This window comes from Pseudomonas sp. efr-133-TYG-23 (assembly GCF_030209215.1).
Taxonomy (GTDB): Bacteria; Pseudomonadota; Gammaproteobacteria; order Pseudomonadales; family Pseudomonadaceae; genus Aquipseudomonas; species Aquipseudomonas rhodesiae.
The window spans coordinates 14,683-31,561 of record NZ_JARVSL010000014.1 but is presented as its reverse complement, the minus strand read 5'-3'; the positions used below and the strand labels follow the sequence as shown (position 1 = coordinate 31,561).

Below are 16,879 nucleotides of genomic sequence, written 5' to 3'. Positions count from 1 at the left end.
TCAAATCAGGTGATTGCGTTGGGCGAACTTGGACAAGTGCACCACCGAGGACATGCGTAGTTTTTCCTTGAGCCGGGTTTTGTAGGTGCTGATGGTCTTGTGACTCAACAGCATATCCGCGGCGATCTGCTTGTTGCCCAGGCCCAGGGCCAGTTTCTGCAACACAGTCAGTTCGCGGTCCGACAACGAATCCACCAATTCCTTCTCCGAGGACTGTAGATCGTCACGGCGCACCGAACTGGTAGCCAGGCTGGGAAAGCAACTGTAGCCCGAGCGGATCGCCCTGATAGCCTTTTGCAGTTCATCGAGCTCACCGGTTTTGGCGACAAACCCCATCGCACCGGCGCGCATGCAGCGCGTGGAAAAGAACTCCGCCAGATACGACGTGAGCACCAGGATCTTGCAGGGAAGTTCCAGGGCTTTGATACGACTGATAACCTCCAGCCCGCCGAGCTTGGGCATCGCCAAGTCGAGAATGACCAGGTCCGGGCGTTCCTCTCGAGCAATCTGCATCGCATCGGCACCATTGCCTGCTTCAAAAATCTTATCGAAGCCTTCTTGCTTCAACAGGTATTTGACGGTGGCACGTATAAAAGGATGATCATCCACAATTAAAGCTTTGTTGCTCATAAGACTCCCCTGGGAGGATCAATACGCTTACATATCAAGCGAGCCTCATCTACCTGTGAAAAGTAACAGTTCCGACAAACGGTTCTGAAACTCAGCGCAACGCCTACAGGCAGTACGGGCCCTTCCTTTTTGAACACACAGTAAAAACGTAGCGTTGCGCCTTGATCTGAAGCGGGCGCAAGCGCGCAACCATAGCAACGGTGCGCGTGTTCAAATGAAGGGCTAGTCCCGAATACTTGTAGGAATTTTCCTCACCACAGCATAGCCAAGCTCGTCAGCGTAGGCGTCTGCCTCAGGGGGTTATTCGGTGGTACTGGGGCTCCAGAACGCCTGCACCACCAGGGTCGACATAGAGATGCGCGCCACCAGAGCATCCAACTCGTCACCGTCCACCGAGGTCACGGCCAGTGTGGCCTCAATCTCCACTTCCTCAGGACCGAACGGGCGCACGTCCACGTCGCTGGCCGGGTAGTTGCAGCGCGCCAGTTCCGCTTCGAGCAATGCCAACACGGCTTTTTGTTGGGTACGCCGCGCGATGACGTACAGGATGTTGGTGACCTCCGCCGACACCACATCCAGCGGCTGACGGTTGATGTTATTCACGATCGGCCGCAGCAAGGTGTTGGCCGCCAGCACAAACAAGGTGCCCAGCAGCGCTTCGAGAATCAGGTCCGCGCCGGCGCAGGCCCCCACCGCCGCCGACGCCCACAGCGTGGCGGCGGTGTTAAGCCCGCGCACATTACCTTCTTCGCGCATGATCACCCCGGCCCCCAGAAAGCCGATGCCCGACACCACATACGCCACCACGCGCACCGCGCCGTCCGCGCCGCCGAGGCGGTTGGCCATGTCGACAAAAATGGCCGCGCCCACCGCCACCAGCACATTGGTGCGCAGCCCCGCCGTGCGCTGGCGATACTGACGTTCGAAGCCGATCAGCCCACCGAGAATAAACGCCGCGGTGAGGCTGACCAGGGTATCGATCAGGGAATCGAGGTTGATGTTGTTGATTGCCTGCATGGTAAATCACCCCGTTTCACTGCCAGCCAAACTTACGGATGTAGTAGCCCTTCACCGCCTGGGTCAGCCCCATGTACGCCAGCAGAATCACCGGCAAAAACACAAAGTACAGCGATGGCAGCGCCTGTAATTTGAAGTAATGCGCCAGCGGGCCCATTGGCAGAAAGATGCCCACCGCCATGATCACGCCGGTCATCACCATCAACGGCAGCGCCGCACGGCTTTGCAAGAACGGGATTTTCGGGGTGCGGATCATGTGCACGATCAGCGTCTGGGTCAGCAGGCCCACCACGAACCAACCGGACTGGAACAGGGTTTGGTGATCCGGCGTATTGGCATCGAACACGTACCACATGAGGGCGAAGGTGGTGATGTCGAAGATCGAACTGATCGGCCCGAAGAACAACATAAAGCGCCCCACGTCCCCCGGCTGCCAGCGCTGCGGTTTGGCCAGCATGTCCGCATCGACGTTGTCGAACGGAATTGCGATCTGCGAGATGTCATACAGCAGGTTCTGCACCAGCAGGTGCATCGGCAGCATCGGCAGGAACGGAATGAACGCGCTGGCGACCAGCACGGAGAACACGTTGCCGAAATTGGAGCTGGCGGTCATCTTGATGTACTTGAGCATGTTGGCGAAGGTGCGCCGGCCTTCCAGCACGCCCTCCTCCAGGATCATCAGGCTCTTTTCCAGCAGGATGATGTCCGCGGCTTCCTTGGCGATGTCCACCGCACTGTCCACCGAAATACCGATATCCGCCGTACGCAGCGCCGGCGCATCGTTGATGCCATCGCCCATAAAGCCCACCACATGCCCGTTGGCCTTGAGCAGGCGCACGATGCGTTCCTTGTGAGCCGGCGTGAGCTTGGCGAACACGTTGGTGGTTTCCACCGCCGTGGCCAGCTCAGCGTCGGTCATCGCTTCGATGTCGTTCCCCATCAGTAGGCCCTGTTGCTCCAGGCCGACTTCACGGCAGATCTTGGCGGTGACCAGTTCGTTATCGCCAGTCAGCACCTTGACTGCCACTCCGTGGGCCTTGAGCGCTTTGAGTGCCGGTGCAGTGCTTTCCTTGGGCGGATCGAGAAACGCCACATAACCGATCAGCGTGAGGTCGTTTTCATCGGCCAGGCTGTAGGTGTCACGCCCCGCTGTCATTGGCCTCGCGGCCACCGCTACCACGCGCAGCCCTTCTTCATTAAATGCAGCAGTCACCTGCCGGATGCGCGCCAGCAGTTCTTCGGTAAGCGCTTCATTGGTGTCGCCATGGCGCACGCTGTTGCACACCGACAGAATCTCTTCCACGGCGCCCTTGCAGATCAGCAGGTGCGGCAGGCCTTGTTCAGCCACCACCACCGACATGCGCCGGCGGTTGAAGTCGAACGGAATCTCATCGACTTTCTGAAACGCCGTACCCACTTTCAGCTCACGGTGCACTTCCACATGGTCAAGCACCGCCACGTCCAACAAGTTTTTCAGGCCGGTCTGGTAGTAACTGTTGAGGTAGGCCATTTCCAAGACGTCGTCGGACTCTTCGCCCCACACGTCGACATGGCGTGCCAGAAAAATCTTGTCCTGGGTCAGGGTGCCGGTCTTGTCGGTGCACAGCACGTCCATCGCGCCAAAGTTCTGGATCGCGTCCAAGCGCTTGACGATGACTTTTTTGCGCGACAGAAATACCGCGCCCTTGGCCAGGGTCGAGGTGACGATCATCGGTAGCATTTCCGGGGTCAGGCCCACGGCAATCGACAGTGCGAACAGCAGCGCTTCGGTCCAGTCGCCTTTGGTGAAGCCGTTAATGAACAGCACCAGCGGCGCCATCACGAACATAAAGCGGATCAGCAACCAACTGACCTTGTTCACCCCATGCTGAAACGAGGTGGTTGCACGGTCAGTAGCGGTGACCCGCTGGGCCAGCGCGCCGAAATAGGTGCTGTTGCCGGTGGTGAGGATCACCGCCGTGGCCGCACCGGAAACCACGTTGGTGCCCATGAACAGTATGTTTTCCAGGTCCAGCGGGTTACGAGTCTGGGCGTCCTGCTGCTGGGCGAATTTTTCCACCGGCATCGATTCGCCGGTCATCGCCGCCTGGCTGACAAACAGGTCTTTGGCACTGAGCACGCGGCAATCAGCGGGGATCATATCCCCGGCCGACAGCACGATCAGATCGCCCGGCACCAGCTGCTTGATCGGCAGTTCGATGCGCTTGCCGTCATCCCGGCGCAGCACCGTGGCAGTGTTGCTGACCATGGCCTTCAACGCATCGGCGGCCTTGTTGGACTTGGCCTCCTGCCAAAAGCGCAGCAAGGTCGAGAGCACCACCATGGAGAAGATCACCGTGGCGGCCTTCATGTCCTCGGTCAGCCAGGAGATCACCGCCAACAGGGTCAGCAGCAGGTTGAACGGATTTTTATAGCAGTGCCACAGGTGCACCCACCACGGCAGCGGCTGCTCGTGCTCGACCTCGTTGAGGCCGTACTGCACGCGCAGAGCGTCGGCCTCAGCGGCGGTCAGGCCGTCGGTGTGGCTGCCCAGCGTACCGAGCAATTGCACAGCGCTGCTGTTAGCCGCGCCGACCAGGGTTTGTGCCAGGGTCGGCGGCACTTCGCGGCTGACGCTGGCGTCGTTGACGGTCTCAAGCATGGCCAGGCGACGGAAGTGCCGGGCAATGTGCCGGGTCCGCAGGAAGCCGGCGAAGAACTCTTTAAGCAGAGCGAGGTTCATGAGTATTACTCCTGCGCGAGGAAACCGTCGTGCAGGTACGGCCCGTGCGCACCGCGCCGAACAGGCACAGTCGCACCGGGCTCGCCCGCCGGATAAAAGGCAGGCGCGTCCGTAGCAGCCCGAGAGAACCCGGGAGCTGGTCAGCGTCGATGAGAGAGGATCGAGGCACAGCCAGGACAGGCTGCGGCCGGGATGCCGCTTCTCGCGTTAGTGGCGAGACAACGGCATCGAAAGCATGCGCGTTATCTTGCCAAGTATGTGCCGGTTACCAGAACCGGCCGACTACTGTCACTCGAACAAGTACCCACTGAGGGTCTCCGCAATTGATGAAAACGCGCGAAGCTTACGCCCCGATTTCCGGAGAGTAAACCGTAGGAAAGTTTCTGCATGATGAATAAGAAAGTTCTTCAGGATGGGTTCAGGAAGGGCGTCTTGGGCGACGGAGAGTCTGGGTCAAGGGGCATCCGCTCGGTCTCGCGGCACCTGGCTCAAATACTCATCCATCCCTGCACCACACAACGCCATGACCCGAATCGACACGCTATTTTCCTGGCGTCCCATGACGATCCCTGCGCGCGTGCGCACCGGCAAATAGCCGAGCCGGGACCAGAAACGCTCGGCCTTGCGATTGCCGATCACTACGGTCAGCCGCAACCATCGGGCACCGTTTTTTACCGCCCATGCCTGCAAGCCTGAATGCAGGCGCTGGGCAAACCCGGTGCCGTGCAAGCGTGTGTGCACCAGAAGCAAACCGATATGCCACACGCCGGCAGCAAGCACATCGGCAGCCATGTTCACGACCGCGACCAACTGCCCCTCCGCATCGCGGTAACCCAGCCAATACATCCGTCGACACTGCCAGCCTGGCGGCAATGGGCTCTGTAGTTCTTCGCGCGCCTCGGTCGGGCGGGCCGGCTCGCCATTGACCGCGATGAAATAATCCGGTGCTTGCGCAAAAAAACACTGCAACTGCGCCTCGTCGGCAGCGTGCAATTCACTCACGCGAATGCCTTCAACGCCGCATTCAGGCAAAACCTCCATGTCGCGCTCCCTCCTCCTGATCATTTGCCCAGGGATTAATCATCCCGCGTCAGCACTTCCAGCAACTCGATCTCAAAATGCAAATCGCTGTTGGGCTTGATATGCGCGCCCACCGAACGCTCGCCATACGCCAGATGCGCCGGCACGAACAAGCGACGCACCCCGCCCACCTGCATGCCCATCAGGCCCTGGTCCCAGCCCTTGATCACGCGCCCTGTGCCGATCACGCACTGGAAGGGCTTGCCGCGCTCCCAAGAGGAATCGAACACGGTGCCGTCCGCCAGCGTACCGGTGTATTGAGTGGTGATCAGCGCGCCTTTGACCACGGCTTTGCCGGTGCCTGGGCGGATGTCGGTGATCTGGAGTTCGTTGGGGTTCATGGCGACTCGTTGAAAGTTGAAAACTCAGCGTTTTCCCAGAATCGGGCGGGCTTGGCAAGCTTGGAGACAACCGTCAGACGCCCTCCACCTACACGCGACGGTGACTTACCTTTACCTCAAATCACACGCTGCTGATTTTCACATTCGGTGTTGATGTTCAACCTGAAGAGTAACCAATACCTCTGAACAGGAAGATTAGAAATGACCATCGGCTCCAGTTTCAATTACCCCGCAGATATCGCCCGGGAGCGTCGTCACAAAAAGCGAAACGCTAACGAAAAGTGGAGAGCCTCATTCCCCAATCCACCCGACTTGTGTTTCGACTATCGAAGGTTGGTGGAGCAAGACGATGGCATCGCTAAAGCGACCGACGTAGGCCACAAAATCTGCGTAATAGGTGCAGGTATTACAGGCTTAACGACTGTTCGCGAATTGCATAGATGCGGTTTCGAAAACATTACATTGATTGAAAAGTCGAGCCGCGTGGGCGGGCGACACTTTACAGCCCTAGGCAGCAACAACACGGCCACTGTCGGTCGCCCTCCTTTTGAGTTAGGTGCAATGAGAATGCCTTTTTTCAACAAAACAAATGAGCCTCCCAAAGATGGCCGGTCCCTCATGGCTTATTACGCCAGCGAGTTTGAACTGGTCCACTCCGATTTCCCAAACCCCGGAAGCCCTACAGTCCATTCAACCGGAATCTATCTGCGTGAGGGATGCTTGGATGGGGATAGTGAACCGAACATGCTTATTTGGAAAAATACAGATGGAAAAACGGCTCCGCCTGGAGAACTCTTACGCCTCGTATTTACCAAGTGGAAAACCTTTGCCGAGCGGATGACAATGCATATTTGCGAGCATTACGGCTCCGAGTACTGGGAGACAATGTGGGCTGCGATCGTTAAAAAATACGAAGCAACTTCATTTCGTGATCTCGTGAAGATGCCTGCCATAGATCAATGGTCGCAGATTGATCCTGGGAATTTCGGCGGGATGGGTATGACCGCGCAGGAATCTGCTATTTTTTATTCCATCGGTATTGGTGACGGCAGTTGGGGGGCATTCTACGATGTATGTTCACTTTACCCGATACGCACAGCGATGTTTGGCTTCAGCAGTCATCTACAGCTAATCCACGGACGCGTGGATAGCGATGGTAAACCGATACCATCTCCCTATCTTGAAGCAAGGACAATCAGTGATTCAAGAGGGCTAAAATTTAGTAAACCAAACTATATTGGCCTCGCCTCGCTGGCAGAATCCCTACTCTTTATAAAATCGCGCGAAACCGCAGACTCACCTTACGAACATCTAATTAAAAGCCCTGCTGGATTATTGACAAACTGCGCCGTCACAAAACTTAAAAAACTAGGCAACGCAAAAATCAGGGTTTATTACGATTGGAACGTCACATCCCCTCTCATGACCAAGCAAGAGTTTATTGATGCTGACTCAGTCGTCATGACGCTTCCGTCATGGCTGATAGAAACGCAAATTCAGCTCGAGGGATTTGATCAAAAAATGCTGCCTTTCGAAACTATAACCGCCTACAAGACAGCTCATTGGGAAAGCAGCTGCAAAGTATATGCACCATTGAAAAAAACATTCCTAAGCCTCAACAAAAAAATACCCCAAGCCATTGTCACCGACAGTTTCATTCATGACGTTTACACTTACCGCTACAACAACAATGACACTTATGACTGCATCCTCTTGAGCTATACATGGGAGGATGACGCAATGAAGCTTTCATCGTTCACCGACAAAGAACTTGTCGACAAATGCATAGCAGAACTAGATAGAATCCTTCTAAACTCAAATAATATTAAACAGCGTATATCCCCTTATATAGGGCGCGACCAGGCAATTGTTCAGCGATGGATGCAAGATAAAAATTCTTTAGGCTGTGCAAAGCTTTATCGACCGGGAACTTATCACGAGGCCGTAGGCTTAATGAAATACAACAGAGACTTCTCACCCATCTCTGGACTTTATCTATGCGGCGAATCCTTTTCTGTTGATTCAGGTTGGACGGAGCCTTGTTTCAGGGGCGCCGTCGACACAGTAATTAACATCTGCAACACAACCAAGGCGAGCTTCAACGGTGGATTTAGCATGCGAGACTACCCCGAGTACAAAACAGAGCATGCAATCCTCTAAAGGAAACCGACTACAACACAAAAGGAATCATCTGACTTTCATTTAAACATTAACCCGCCTCTTATAAACACCCAACCAAATCCGGTTGCATAACAATAAGAGGCCAACCTCATGAGCACACCCACAAGCCCCGCCCGCGTTGCCGTCATTCAGTTCGATCCACAGGTTGGAGTCGCCAATCGAAGCGATAACCTGCGTCAAAGCCTTTCCCTCGCTGCCGAAGCGGCCAACGGTGGCGCGAATCTGATCGTGCTGCCGGAACTGGCCAATTGCGGATATTTCTTCAGCAGTCGCCAGGATGCCTTCGATCACGCAGAGGCCGTGCCGAATGGCCAGAGCGTAAGGGAATGGACGGATTTTGCCTGCAAGCATCAGGTGTACCTGGTGGCCGGTCTAAACGAGATTGAGCATGGGCAGCTGTTCAACACTGCGGTGTTGCTGGGCCCCGAAGGTTTTATCGGTAAGTACCGCAAAGCCCATCTATGGAACCTGGAAAAGCTCTGGTTCACACCGGGCAATACTGGATTCCCGGTGTTTGAAACACCAATAGGCCGCATCGGCCTGTTGATCTGCTGGGACATCTGGTTCCCGGAGGTGCCGCGCATTCTCAGCCAGCAAGGCGCCGATATTATCTGCAGCGTGAACAACTGGGTGTGGACGCCACCGCCGCTGTTCGATGAAGCCGGGAAGTGCATGGCGTCGTATCTGACGATGACCGCCGCCCATGTGAATAACGTGTTTATCGCAGCCGCCAGCCGCATCGGCCAAGAGCGGGATGCGCGCTACCTCGGATGCTCGTTGATCGCCGGCACCAATGGCTGGCCGATCGGTGAAGTGGCCTCGGCCAATCGCCAGGAAATCCTGTTTGCCGACATCGACGTCACCAGTGCTCGCAGCGCGCCGATCTGGAACAGCCTCAATGACCTGCACAGAGACCGCCGCCATGATTTGTACGATCAGATGCTCGGCTACTCCCACCACCCCGCCCTGCCTCGTTGAGCGGAGGGCGATTTATGGAGCCTTTACTGACCAAGAAAATACCCTCGCGCTCACGCTTGGATTTAACCGTCCTGGCCCTGGGAGCCATCGCGATCTTAGTGATGCTCTATGTGGTCTCCACTCACCAAGGCTCATGGCCGGGTTATCGCGACATGGTCACGGCCTTGCCGGATCCGGCGGCCTGGTTGCGTTGGGTAACAGGCGACATCAGCGAGGTCGCCTTCTACAAGCATGAGCTGGCATCCCTGGGTCTGTTGAGTGGTGCTTATCTGGCCTGGTGGGCGAGTCGGCAGGGCAAAGCCTGGCAAGGCTTTTCCATCTGTTATGGCACCGGCTTATGGCCCTGGTTGGTGACCAGTTCGTTGATCGGCTTGCTGCTGAGCAATCTGCTGTGGGGCTGGAGTGTCACGGCCGAAACCTGGCAGCCTACCTTCGCGGCGTTCGTTTCGTTGCCGGCGGCGATGGTGCTGATGTTTGGCGGCGGCTGGAAGGTCACCCTCAACGGCGCGGTACTGGGTGCATTGCTGGTCACGCCCATGTGCTTGCTGATCGTCAATCTGGTGTGCGTACCGCTGGGCTTGCCCGCCGTGGTCGGCAACGTATTGGGCATGGCCGTTGGAAGCGTGATCGCCTTTACGTTGTGTCATAAAGTGCCCTCGCTGGTGCGTTCGGACTACATCGCTCCCGAGAAGCCCGCTCCGGTTGCACCGGCTGACTATGGTGTTGTTTGGAGCCTGCGCCGAGTGCTGGCTGATTTTTCCGAAGCGCCGTTTTTCGGCAATGAGCTGGCCAGTCTCGGTCTGCTGGCGGGGGTTCTGCTCGCTTATGCGCTCAACCCCATGAGCCCGGCATATGGCTCTGGCCTGCTCCTGTCCATGATCGGCGCACAGGCAATGACATCGGCAGCGGGCGTGGTGATATGGCGTCGGCAATGGATACGGCACGGCTGGTACCCCACCTATGTTCCGTTGGTGTCGGTCGTTCCGGCGGCGGTGTTGACCCATGGCGGGAGTTTGACCGTGATGGGCGCCAGCGCATTGCTCGGTGCTCTGGTCGCACCACCGTTGGCCTTTGCGATTGCGTCGAGGCTACCCGCGCATTTCCACCCCTATATCGGCAACGTGATCTCAATGGCGTTGAGCACGTTGATGATCGTGCCGATTGTCGGCTGGCTGGCAAACTGAGGTGTGTGGTTAGGGCCCGCCCCTAACCCCATCTCTTGAACCCTCATAGGCCAAATGCACCACCCGTTCGAGTGCATTCTTACCTACCACTCCTGCATTTTGTTTGCACTATCACGAGCCAAGGCTGTCGGAATTTTCATGTGCTTTTTTCGGGAGACAGCATGAGCCAGGACGTCCTTGCCAAAGAAACCAACCGCCGCCAATTGCAGCAAATCATCTCCGGTTTGTCCGACGGTGTGATTCTGGCCGAAGTCGACCAGACCATCCTGTGGGCCAACGAAGCGGCGCTGACCATGCATGGCGTCGGCGACGTGATGGGGTTGGGCGCCAATGGGCAGCAGTACGCCGAGCGTTTTTCGCTGCGCTATCGCAATAACCATCCGTTGCAGGACGACAGCTACCCGCTGGCTCGCGCGGCGGCCGGTGACGAATTCAGTGATGTGATCGTGGAGGTCACGCCCACGGCCACTCCGGACAAAACCTGGGTGCACCGCCTGCGCAGCCTGGTGATCACCGATTCACGAGGTGAGCCTGAATTGCTGGTGCTGATCCTCAGCAACGCCACCCAATGGGCCAGCGCCGAGCAGCGCTTCGAAAAAACCTTCAACGCCAACCCCGCGCCGGCGGTGATCTGCCGCTTGAGCGACCTGCGCTACATCAAGGTCAACCAGGGTTTCCTGGAGATGACCGGCTACAGCCGCGATCAGGTGATCGGCCGCTCGGTGTACGAGCTGGACGTGCTGGAACAGGCCGAACGCAAGGACCTGGCCATCCAGCGCCTGAGCGAAGGCAACACTATCCCGCAGATGGAAGCGGAACTGAAACTACCCAAAGGTGGCAGCAAACTGGTGATCGTTGCCGGTCAACCGCTGGACATGAACGAAGAAGATTGCATGCTGTTTTCTTTCATGGATCTGGAACCGCGGCGCAAAGCGGAAATCGCCCTGCGCCAGAGTGAGGAACGCTTCGCCAAGTCGTTCCGCCTGACACCCGTGCCCACCCTGGTGTGCAACGCCGACAATCGCCATGTGGTGGACGTCAACGAAGCGTTCATAAGCATTACCGGTTACATCAGCGAAGAGCTGATCGGCAAATCCATCGAAGAAATCGGGTTTATCGACGGCAACGCGGCGAGCGAGCAGTTGTTCGCCACTCTCGAGAAGGCCGGCAATCTCGACGGCCAAGACCTCAAGGTGCGCAAGAAAGGTAACGAAGTGATCGACTGTGTGGTCTCGGCCGACACGGTAGTGATCCAGGACATGCCCTGCTATCTGTTGGTCATGATGAATATCACCGAGCGCAAGCGCTCAGAGCTGGAGCTGGTAGCGGCCATCGAAGAGGTCATGCAAGACGCTTCATGGTTCAGCCAGACGCTGATCGAAAAACTGGCCAACGCTAAAAGCGTTAACAGCCCCAACTTGCCGAATGTGAGCTTCACCGACCTCACCGCCCGCGAGCGCGATGTGCTGGGGTTGATCTGCGAAGGTCTGGCGGACAAAGAGATCGCCTCACGACTGAAACTGGCTCCCAACACTGTGCGTAACCATGTGGCCACGGTTTACTCCAAGCTGGGGGTACACAGCCGCAGCGCGGCGATCGTGTGGGCGCGGGAACGCGGGCTGTTTGCAGGGGACTTGAGGGTGAAAAATAGACGCTGACAGTGCAAATGCACCAGTGCCACTAGTGCGAATTCGCCTTATGGCCTGGATCTGCAATCCCTAACCTTCAGCCCGTGGGTACAGGGAGCTTTGACCTTGTGCCGTCGCTTTTTCATGCTTTGAAGGAAACCGCATGTTCACCCTCGCTCAACTGCGAAACTGCATCGAAGAAGGCCTATCGCCACTGACCTGCGAATTCACCCTGTGCCGGGATGCGTCCTTGACCCTGAAGGTCTACGACGCTGAAACCGGCCGGGTGGATCTGGTGGTCACAGGGATCAGCACCAACCGGCTGCATACCCCGCAAGAAGTGGCAAAAATGGTCGAAGAACTGCGCTACGAGCTGCAAAGCAATAACGTGGGCAAGCTCACGCTGGATGACTTGCCTTTATCGACGCACCGATAAAGTAAAACACCCCACCCCCGACGATAAACGCGCCCAGCATGTAGAACATGTAATGGGCCGGCAGGCTGGCCAGTACCAACCCGCATAGCACCGGCCCCAGCGCGGCGCCGAGGTTGGACAGATTCTGCGCCCCGTAATACATGCCCCGCAGGTGGTCCGGGGCGATTCGGTCGATAAACATGTACTCGGCCGGAAACACGATAATCTCCCCCACCGTGAACACCGCCATCGCCAGCACCCACCCCAACACGCTGGTGGACAACCCGAACCCGATCAACCCCAGCATAAACATGCTCAAGCCCGCGATCAGCCACTGGCTGAGGTAACGGTGGGAAATGCGCCGGCCAATCAGGTATTGCAAGGCGATCACCAGCACGGCGTTAGTGGTGAGCACCGCGCTGATGACGGTGTAGGTGTATTCCGCGCTGGTGGTCGTCACCAGGTACTGCGACAGGTAGGCCGTGAACTGGCCGAATACCACGGCACTGAGCAAACCGCCGAGGGTAAAGCACACCAGTCGACGGTCGCGCAGTAGCACGCGGCCCACCGCGAGGAACGACACCGGTTTCTGCGCAACCTCGGCGGTGGTAAGGGCACGGTCACCCCAACGTGCGTAAAGCAGAAAGAACCCCACTCCCAACAAGGCCGACAGGATAAACGGCAAGCTGATATCCACCTTGGCCACCATCGCGCCAAAAAACGGCCCCACGGCATAGCCGATATTGGTCAGGGTGTATTTGATGGAAAACACTTCGCTGCGTGCCTCTTCGGGCAGCAGGCTGGCAAACCCGGCTTTCACCGCAATGTCGATCACCGCGTAGGCCAGGTTGATCAAAATCAGGCAGGTATAGAACGTCCAGATATCCTGCGCCAGCACCGTGCCGATAAACCCCAACACGAACACCACACTCAGGCCCAGCAGCAAGCGATAACTGTTGACGCGATCGACCAGGAAGCCGCCGTACACACTGAGCAACGAGCCCACAATCAGCGAGCTGCCGATCACCAGGCCGACCTGGCTGATATCCAGGGAGAAATGGCTGGTGAGGTAGATGACCAGGTAGGGAAAGGTGATTGCCTTGGCCAAGGTCAGCAGCAAGGTGGCACACAGCAACAGGTTTACGGTGCGGGGGTAATGTTTGATTGTGGCAAGCATCCTGCTCTCTTTCCTGGAAGGTAACGCGACCATTGCGGTCGGCTACCATAACCCAGGTTTCTGCAAAAAAGCAGGCGCTGCCGGCGAGTTATTTTTTGACCGGCGTGATCTCCAGAATCGTCCCGTTGGTGGTCTTGAGCAGCACAAAACGATCACCGACGCGTGCCCATTGGCTGTCTTCTTCAGGCTGCTTGAGGCCGCGCTTTTTCCAGTCGGTGACGGCGGATTCTTTGCGCATCAGGATATCCGGGGCACGATCGCCCTCTTTCAAATCACGGGTGTTGATCGTAGAAGGCTGCACGGTTTCCTGGGGCGTATCACCAGCCTGGGCCACGAAGCTGACGGTGGACAGGCTGGCGGCTACCAACACGCAAGCGGCTAAGGTTTTGGACTGCATAGGTGCTCCTTCAATGAATGATGCGTACCCAGGTTCCGACCGCAGCGGGGCGGAATCATTCAGCGGGCATTAGCAAAGGAAAAGCACACCTGCCCGACCTGCCCATTGCCCACATGAAATTAATCGTGTAATTTTTCATGAAATTTTAAGAAATAAATTTCATGACCCCACAAGACGAACTTGCCACCCTCGCCGCCCTGATCCATGACCTGCGCAAGCACAAGAAGCTCACCCTGGCCCAGTTGGCACAGAAGATCGAGCGCTCGGTAGGCTTCCTCTCCCAGGTCGAGCGTGGTTTGTCGCGCCCGACGGTGGCGGACTTGACCGCCATCAGCCACGCCCTCGATGTGCCTACCACCTACTTCTACAGCCAGCCCAAGCCCAAGGCGATTGATTGGGTAACCCGGCCCAACGAGCGGCGCACGGTGTACTACGCCAATGGCATCACCGACATCCTGGTCTCCCCCAGCATGAACGGCGCGTTCTCGATGCTCGATAGCCTGCTTGCCCCGGGCGCCAACAGCGGTGAGCAGAGCATGAGCGACCGCGCCGAACAGGCCGGTTTTGTGCTGGAAGGCGAATTGACGCTGTGGGTGGACGGTGAAAACGACGTGGTGACCCTCGGCCCCGGCGACAGCTTTCACCTGCCCAGCTTTGCCCGTTGCCGCTACGCCAACCTGACCGACCTGCCCGCCCGCGTACTCTGGGTTTACAACTAGGAGCATCACCCGTGAAAAGCCAATCTTCCACGCTGCTGGCCGAAGTACGGACCTTTCGCCAGCACCACCCGGACGTGCGTTATGTCGACCTGATCGCCCTGGACATTCCCGGGCATTTCTACGGCAAGCGCTACCCGATCGAGATGCTCGAAAAAGTCGCCGCCGGCAGCCCCTTGAAACTGCCGCAGAATGCCGTGTTGCTGGGGACCCAGGGCGGGTTGTTCAAGATCGGCGACTACTGCTTCCACGACGGCGACCCGGACGCTAACCGACGCCTGGTACCCGGCACGCTCAAGCCGGTGAGTTGGGAATCGCAGCCTCTGGGCCAGATGCTGATCACCTCCGATGGCACCGAAGCCCCCATTGAATTCGAACCCCGCGAAGTGCTGGCCAAGGTGCTGCAGCGCCTGCACCACAAAGGCATCCACCCGGTGGTGGCGTTCGAATTGGAGTTCTATCTGTTCGACAAAACCCTCGACCACGGCCTGCCGCAATTTGCCCGCGACCCACTGAGCGACGACGCCGACGACCAGCCCACCCTGCATATCGAACGGCTGTCGCGCTTCTCGGAAGTCCTGGACGATATGGCCCAGACCGCCAAGGACCAGGGCATCGACATCACGGTGATTACCGCTGAACTCGGCCCCGGCCAGTTCGAGATCAATTTCGGCCACCTCGACGACGGCCTGCGCGCCGCCGACTGGGCCGCGCTGTTCTGCCGCAGCACCCGTGGCGTGGCGCTCAAGCATGGCTATCGCGCCAGCTTCATGGCCAAGCCATACCTGGAACATCCTGGCAGCGGCATGCATGTGCATGTCAGCCTGTATGACGGCGCGGGCAACAATTTGCTGGCGGCGCATCAGCAGCAACCGTTACGCCATGCCGTGGCTGGGTGCCTGGAGTTGCTGCCCCATTGCATGCCGATCTTCTCGCCCAACCACAATGCCTTCCGCCGCCTGGGCGGCACTGTCAACGCCGCCACCCGCGCCTGCTGGGGCTTCGAAGACCGCGATGCGTGCGTGCGCATTCCCGAATCAGACCCGCGCAACCTGCGCATCGAACACCGCCTGGCCAGCGCCGATGCCAACCCATACCTGGTGCTCGCGGCGATCCTCGCCGGCCTGGAACATGGCCTCGACACCCAGCGCGAGCCCATCGCGCCCTTGAACGAGGACCGCACCAGCGGCACCGACTTCCCCCTGGACATGCTCGACGCCGTACGCACCATGCAGCAGCACCCCAGCGTGCGCGAGAAGCTGGGTGCGGAATTTGTCGACGTGTATTGCGAAAACAAACGCCAGGATCATCTGGCCTTTCAACAAGAGATAAGTGTGCGTGAGTACCGCTGGTTTCTTTAACCCTGCTGTGGTCAGTGAGCTTTTTTGGTGAGCGGGCTTGTCGAATCGTCGCACCGCCCGCGCTGGGGTGCGGAGCGGCCCTCTCTCTAGACACTGCTGGGTGAAGGCATCAGCCGGACTCGCCAAGCAACAGCGGCTGCTCCCGCGCGCACAACTCAACCACGTAATCCCACAACACCCGCAGCCGCACGGACTTATGCAACTCCCGACGCGAGCTGATCCAGTAGCTGCGCTGGATGCCCTCCCCCGGCAGCAATGCCACTAGGTCCGGGTCGCTGGCGGCCATGAAGCAGGGTAATACCGCAATCCCCAACCCCGAGCGCGCCGCCTGGTGTTGAGCAATGACGCTGGTGCTGTGGAACACAACTTTAGGGTTGCGACAGAAACTGCTGAGGAATTTCAGCTCCTGGCTGAACAGCAGGTCGTCGACATAATCAATCCAGGCATGGGCCGCGAGATCTTCACGTTTTTCAATCGGCGGGTTGCGATCCAGGTAGGCGCGGCTGGCGTAAAGGGAGAGGCGGTAGTCCGTGAGTTTGCGGGTGACGAGTTGGTCGACGCTGGGGCGTTCGAGGTGGATGCTGATTTCCGCTTCGCGGTTAAGGATGCTGACGAAGCGCGGCACGGCCACCAGTTCCACTTCCAGCCCCGGATAACGTTCGAACAGGCCGCCCATGCGTCCGGCCAGAAACATCACCCCCAGACCTTCGGCCACACCGAGGCGGATCTTGCCCAGCGGCGCGGCGGTGTGGGTGAGTTCGTCTTCGGCCAGCAGCGCCACGTTTTCCATGGCTTCGGCATGTTTGAGCAGGGCCTCGCCAGAGGGGGTCAGCTCGTAACCGTGGGCATGCTGCACGAATAGCGCGGTGCCCAGGCTCTTTTCGATGGCCTCGATATGCCGCGCCACCGTGGCGTGGGTGGTTTTCAGGCGCTGCGCGGCGGTGAGCAAGCGACCACTGCGCTGCAACTCAAGAAAAAACCGCAAGTCATTCCAATCGAACATGCCGCCTCCAATGCGTGGGCCGCTGAAGCACTGTTCAAAAACGCACAGC

General features: G+C 58.1%; 15 protein-coding genes. 7 read left to right on the top strand and 8 right to left on the bottom strand.

The annotated features are described in order from the left end of the window. From QRN41_RS09540 to QRN41_RS09520, 5 genes are all read right to left on the bottom strand, one after another. Positions 1 to 630, bottom strand: a complete 630-nt coding sequence (locus tag QRN41_RS09540; RefSeq protein ID WP_034097243.1) for a response regulator transcription factor — start codon at positions 628 to 630, stop codon at positions 1 to 3. A 300-nt stretch (positions 631 to 930) separates the two neighbouring features. Next, positions 931 to 1,647 (bottom strand): MgtC/SapB family protein, encoded by a 717-nt coding sequence (locus tag QRN41_RS09535; protein ID WP_034097241.1) that lies wholly within the window; start codon positions 1,645 to 1,647, stop codon positions 931 to 933. Between the two features lie 16 nt (positions 1,648 to 1,663). Then, positions 1,664 to 4,369, bottom strand: coding sequence for a magnesium-translocating P-type ATPase (gene mgtA / locus QRN41_RS09530; protein WP_034137759.1), 2,706 nt, complete (start codon positions 4,367 to 4,369; stop codon positions 1,664 to 1,666). Between the two features lie 453 nt (positions 4,370 to 4,822). After that, a complete protein-coding gene (locus tag QRN41_RS09525; protein ID WP_285421480.1) occupies positions 4,823 to 5,410 on the bottom strand; it encodes a GNAT family N-acetyltransferase in 588 nt (195 codons plus the stop codon). Positions 5,411 to 5,445: 35 nt separating this feature from the next. Next, entirely contained in the window at positions 5,446 to 5,790 is a 345-nt protein-coding gene (locus tag QRN41_RS09520; protein ID WP_094066315.1) for an FKBP-type peptidyl-prolyl cis-trans isomerase, read from the bottom strand. Positions 5,791 to 5,991: 201 nt separating this feature from the next. On the opposite strand from QRN41_RS09520, the gene QRN41_RS09515 reads away from it, so the two are divergent. From QRN41_RS09515 to QRN41_RS09495, 5 genes are all read left to right on the top strand, one after another. Beyond that, positions 5,992 to 7,950 (top strand): flavin monoamine oxidase family protein, encoded by a 1,959-nt coding sequence (locus QRN41_RS09515; RefSeq protein ID WP_285421479.1) that lies wholly within the window; start codon positions 5,992 to 5,994, stop codon positions 7,948 to 7,950. A 111-nt stretch (positions 7,951 to 8,061) separates the two neighbouring features. Next, a complete protein-coding gene (locus tag QRN41_RS09510) occupies positions 8,062 to 8,949 on the top strand; it encodes a nitrilase family protein (RefSeq protein WP_034137756.1) in 888 nt (295 codons plus the stop codon). 14 nt (positions 8,950 to 8,963) lie between these two features. Then, complete coding sequence (locus QRN41_RS09505; protein WP_285421478.1) at positions 8,964 to 10,133, top strand: hypothetical protein; 1,170 nt, start codon at positions 8,964 to 8,966, stop codon at positions 10,131 to 10,133. A gap of 161 nt (positions 10,134 to 10,294) precedes the next feature. Beyond that, positions 10,295 to 11,791, top strand: coding sequence for a helix-turn-helix transcriptional regulator (locus QRN41_RS09500; protein WP_167417404.1), 1,497 nt, complete (start codon positions 10,295 to 10,297; stop codon positions 11,789 to 11,791). A gap of 133 nt (positions 11,792 to 11,924) precedes the next feature. Then, positions 11,925 to 12,197 (top strand): DUF1652 domain-containing protein, encoded by a 273-nt coding sequence (locus QRN41_RS09495; RefSeq protein WP_034097233.1) that lies wholly within the window; start codon positions 11,925 to 11,927, stop codon positions 12,195 to 12,197. On the opposite strand, the gene QRN41_RS09490 is transcribed toward QRN41_RS09495, so the two are convergent. Continuing rightward, complete coding sequence (locus tag QRN41_RS09490; protein WP_285421477.1) at positions 12,160 to 13,353, bottom strand: MFS transporter; 1,194 nt, start codon at positions 13,351 to 13,353, stop codon at positions 12,160 to 12,162. The genes QRN41_RS09495 and QRN41_RS09490 overlap by 38 nt on opposite strands. An 88-nt stretch (positions 13,354 to 13,441) precedes the next feature. Continuing rightward, the gene (locus tag QRN41_RS09485) at positions 13,442 to 13,750 is read right to left on the bottom strand and encodes an RcnB family protein (RefSeq protein WP_034097230.1); all 309 of its coding nucleotides are present in this window, start codon (positions 13,748 to 13,750) and stop codon (positions 13,442 to 13,444) included. Between the two features lie 161 nt (positions 13,751 to 13,911). On the opposite strand from QRN41_RS09485, the gene QRN41_RS09480 reads away from it, so the two are divergent. Both QRN41_RS09480 and QRN41_RS09475 read left to right on the top strand, forming a co-directional pair. Beyond that, positions 13,912 to 14,469 carry a helix-turn-helix domain-containing protein gene (locus QRN41_RS09480; protein ID WP_034137752.1) on the top strand — a complete coding sequence of 186 codons (558 nt, stop codon included), beginning with the start codon at positions 13,912 to 13,914 and terminating at the stop codon, positions 14,467 to 14,469. A gap of 11 nt (positions 14,470 to 14,480) precedes the next feature. Continuing rightward, positions 14,481 to 15,827: a glutamine synthetase family protein gene (locus QRN41_RS09475; protein ID WP_094066320.1), complete on the top strand. Its 1,347-nt coding sequence runs from the start codon at positions 14,481 to 14,483 to the stop codon at positions 15,825 to 15,827. A gap of 109 nt (positions 15,828 to 15,936) precedes the next feature. Here the strand turns inward: QRN41_RS09475 and QRN41_RS09470 are convergent, their stop codons facing one another. Next, positions 15,937 to 16,830, bottom strand: coding sequence for a LysR family transcriptional regulator (locus QRN41_RS09470; protein ID WP_034112917.1), 894 nt, complete (start codon positions 16,828 to 16,830; stop codon positions 15,937 to 15,939). Between the last annotated feature and the right edge of the window lie 49 nt (positions 16,831 to 16,879).

What these genes read in the sequence shown, in the direction of transcription:
- QRN41_RS09525 (WP_285421480.1), bottom strand. Translation starts at nt 5,410, where the DNA reads ATGGAGGTTTTGCCTGAATGCGGCGTTGAAGGCATTCGCGTGAGTGAA.
- QRN41_RS09510 (WP_034137756.1), top strand. Translation starts at nt 8,062, where the DNA reads ATGAGCACACCCACAAGCCCCGCCCGCGTTGCCGTCATTCAGTTCGAT.
- QRN41_RS09535 (WP_034097241.1), bottom strand. Translation starts at nt 1,647, where the DNA reads ATGCAGGCAATCAACAACATCAACCTCGATTCCCTGATCGATACCCTG.
- QRN41_RS09485 (WP_034097230.1), bottom strand. Translation starts at nt 13,750, where the DNA reads ATGCAGTCCAAAACCTTAGCCGCTTGCGTGTTGGTAGCCGCCAGCCTG.
- QRN41_RS09515 (WP_285421479.1), top strand. Translation starts at nt 5,992, where the DNA reads ATGACCATCGGCTCCAGTTTCAATTACCCCGCAGATATCGCCCGGGAG.
- QRN41_RS09490 (WP_285421477.1), bottom strand. Translation starts at nt 13,353, where the DNA reads ATGCTTGCCACAATCAAACATTACCCCCGCACCGTAAACCTGTTGCTG.
- QRN41_RS09500 (WP_167417404.1), top strand. Translation starts at nt 10,295, where the DNA reads ATGAGCCAGGACGTCCTTGCCAAAGAAACCAACCGCCGCCAATTGCAG.
- QRN41_RS09495 (WP_034097233.1), top strand. Translation starts at nt 11,925, where the DNA reads ATGTTCACCCTCGCTCAACTGCGAAACTGCATCGAAGAAGGCCTATCG.
- QRN41_RS09505 (WP_285421478.1), top strand. Translation starts at nt 8,964, where the DNA reads ATGGAGCCTTTACTGACCAAGAAAATACCCTCGCGCTCACGCTTGGAT.
- QRN41_RS09470 (WP_034112917.1), bottom strand. Translation starts at nt 16,830, where the DNA reads ATGTTCGATTGGAATGACTTGCGGTTTTTTCTTGAGTTGCAGCGCAGT.
- QRN41_RS09480 (WP_034137752.1), top strand. Translation starts at nt 13,912, where the DNA reads ATGACCCCACAAGACGAACTTGCCACCCTCGCCGCCCTGATCCATGAC.
- mgtA (WP_034137759.1), bottom strand. Translation starts at nt 4,369, where the DNA reads ATGAACCTCGCTCTGCTTAAAGAGTTCTTCGCCGGCTTCCTGCGGACC.
- QRN41_RS09520 (WP_094066315.1), bottom strand. Translation starts at nt 5,790, where the DNA reads ATGAACCCCAACGAACTCCAGATCACCGACATCCGCCCAGGCACCGGC.
- QRN41_RS09540 (WP_034097243.1), bottom strand. Translation starts at nt 630, where the DNA reads ATGAGCAACAAAGCTTTAATTGTGGATGATCATCCTTTTATACGTGCC.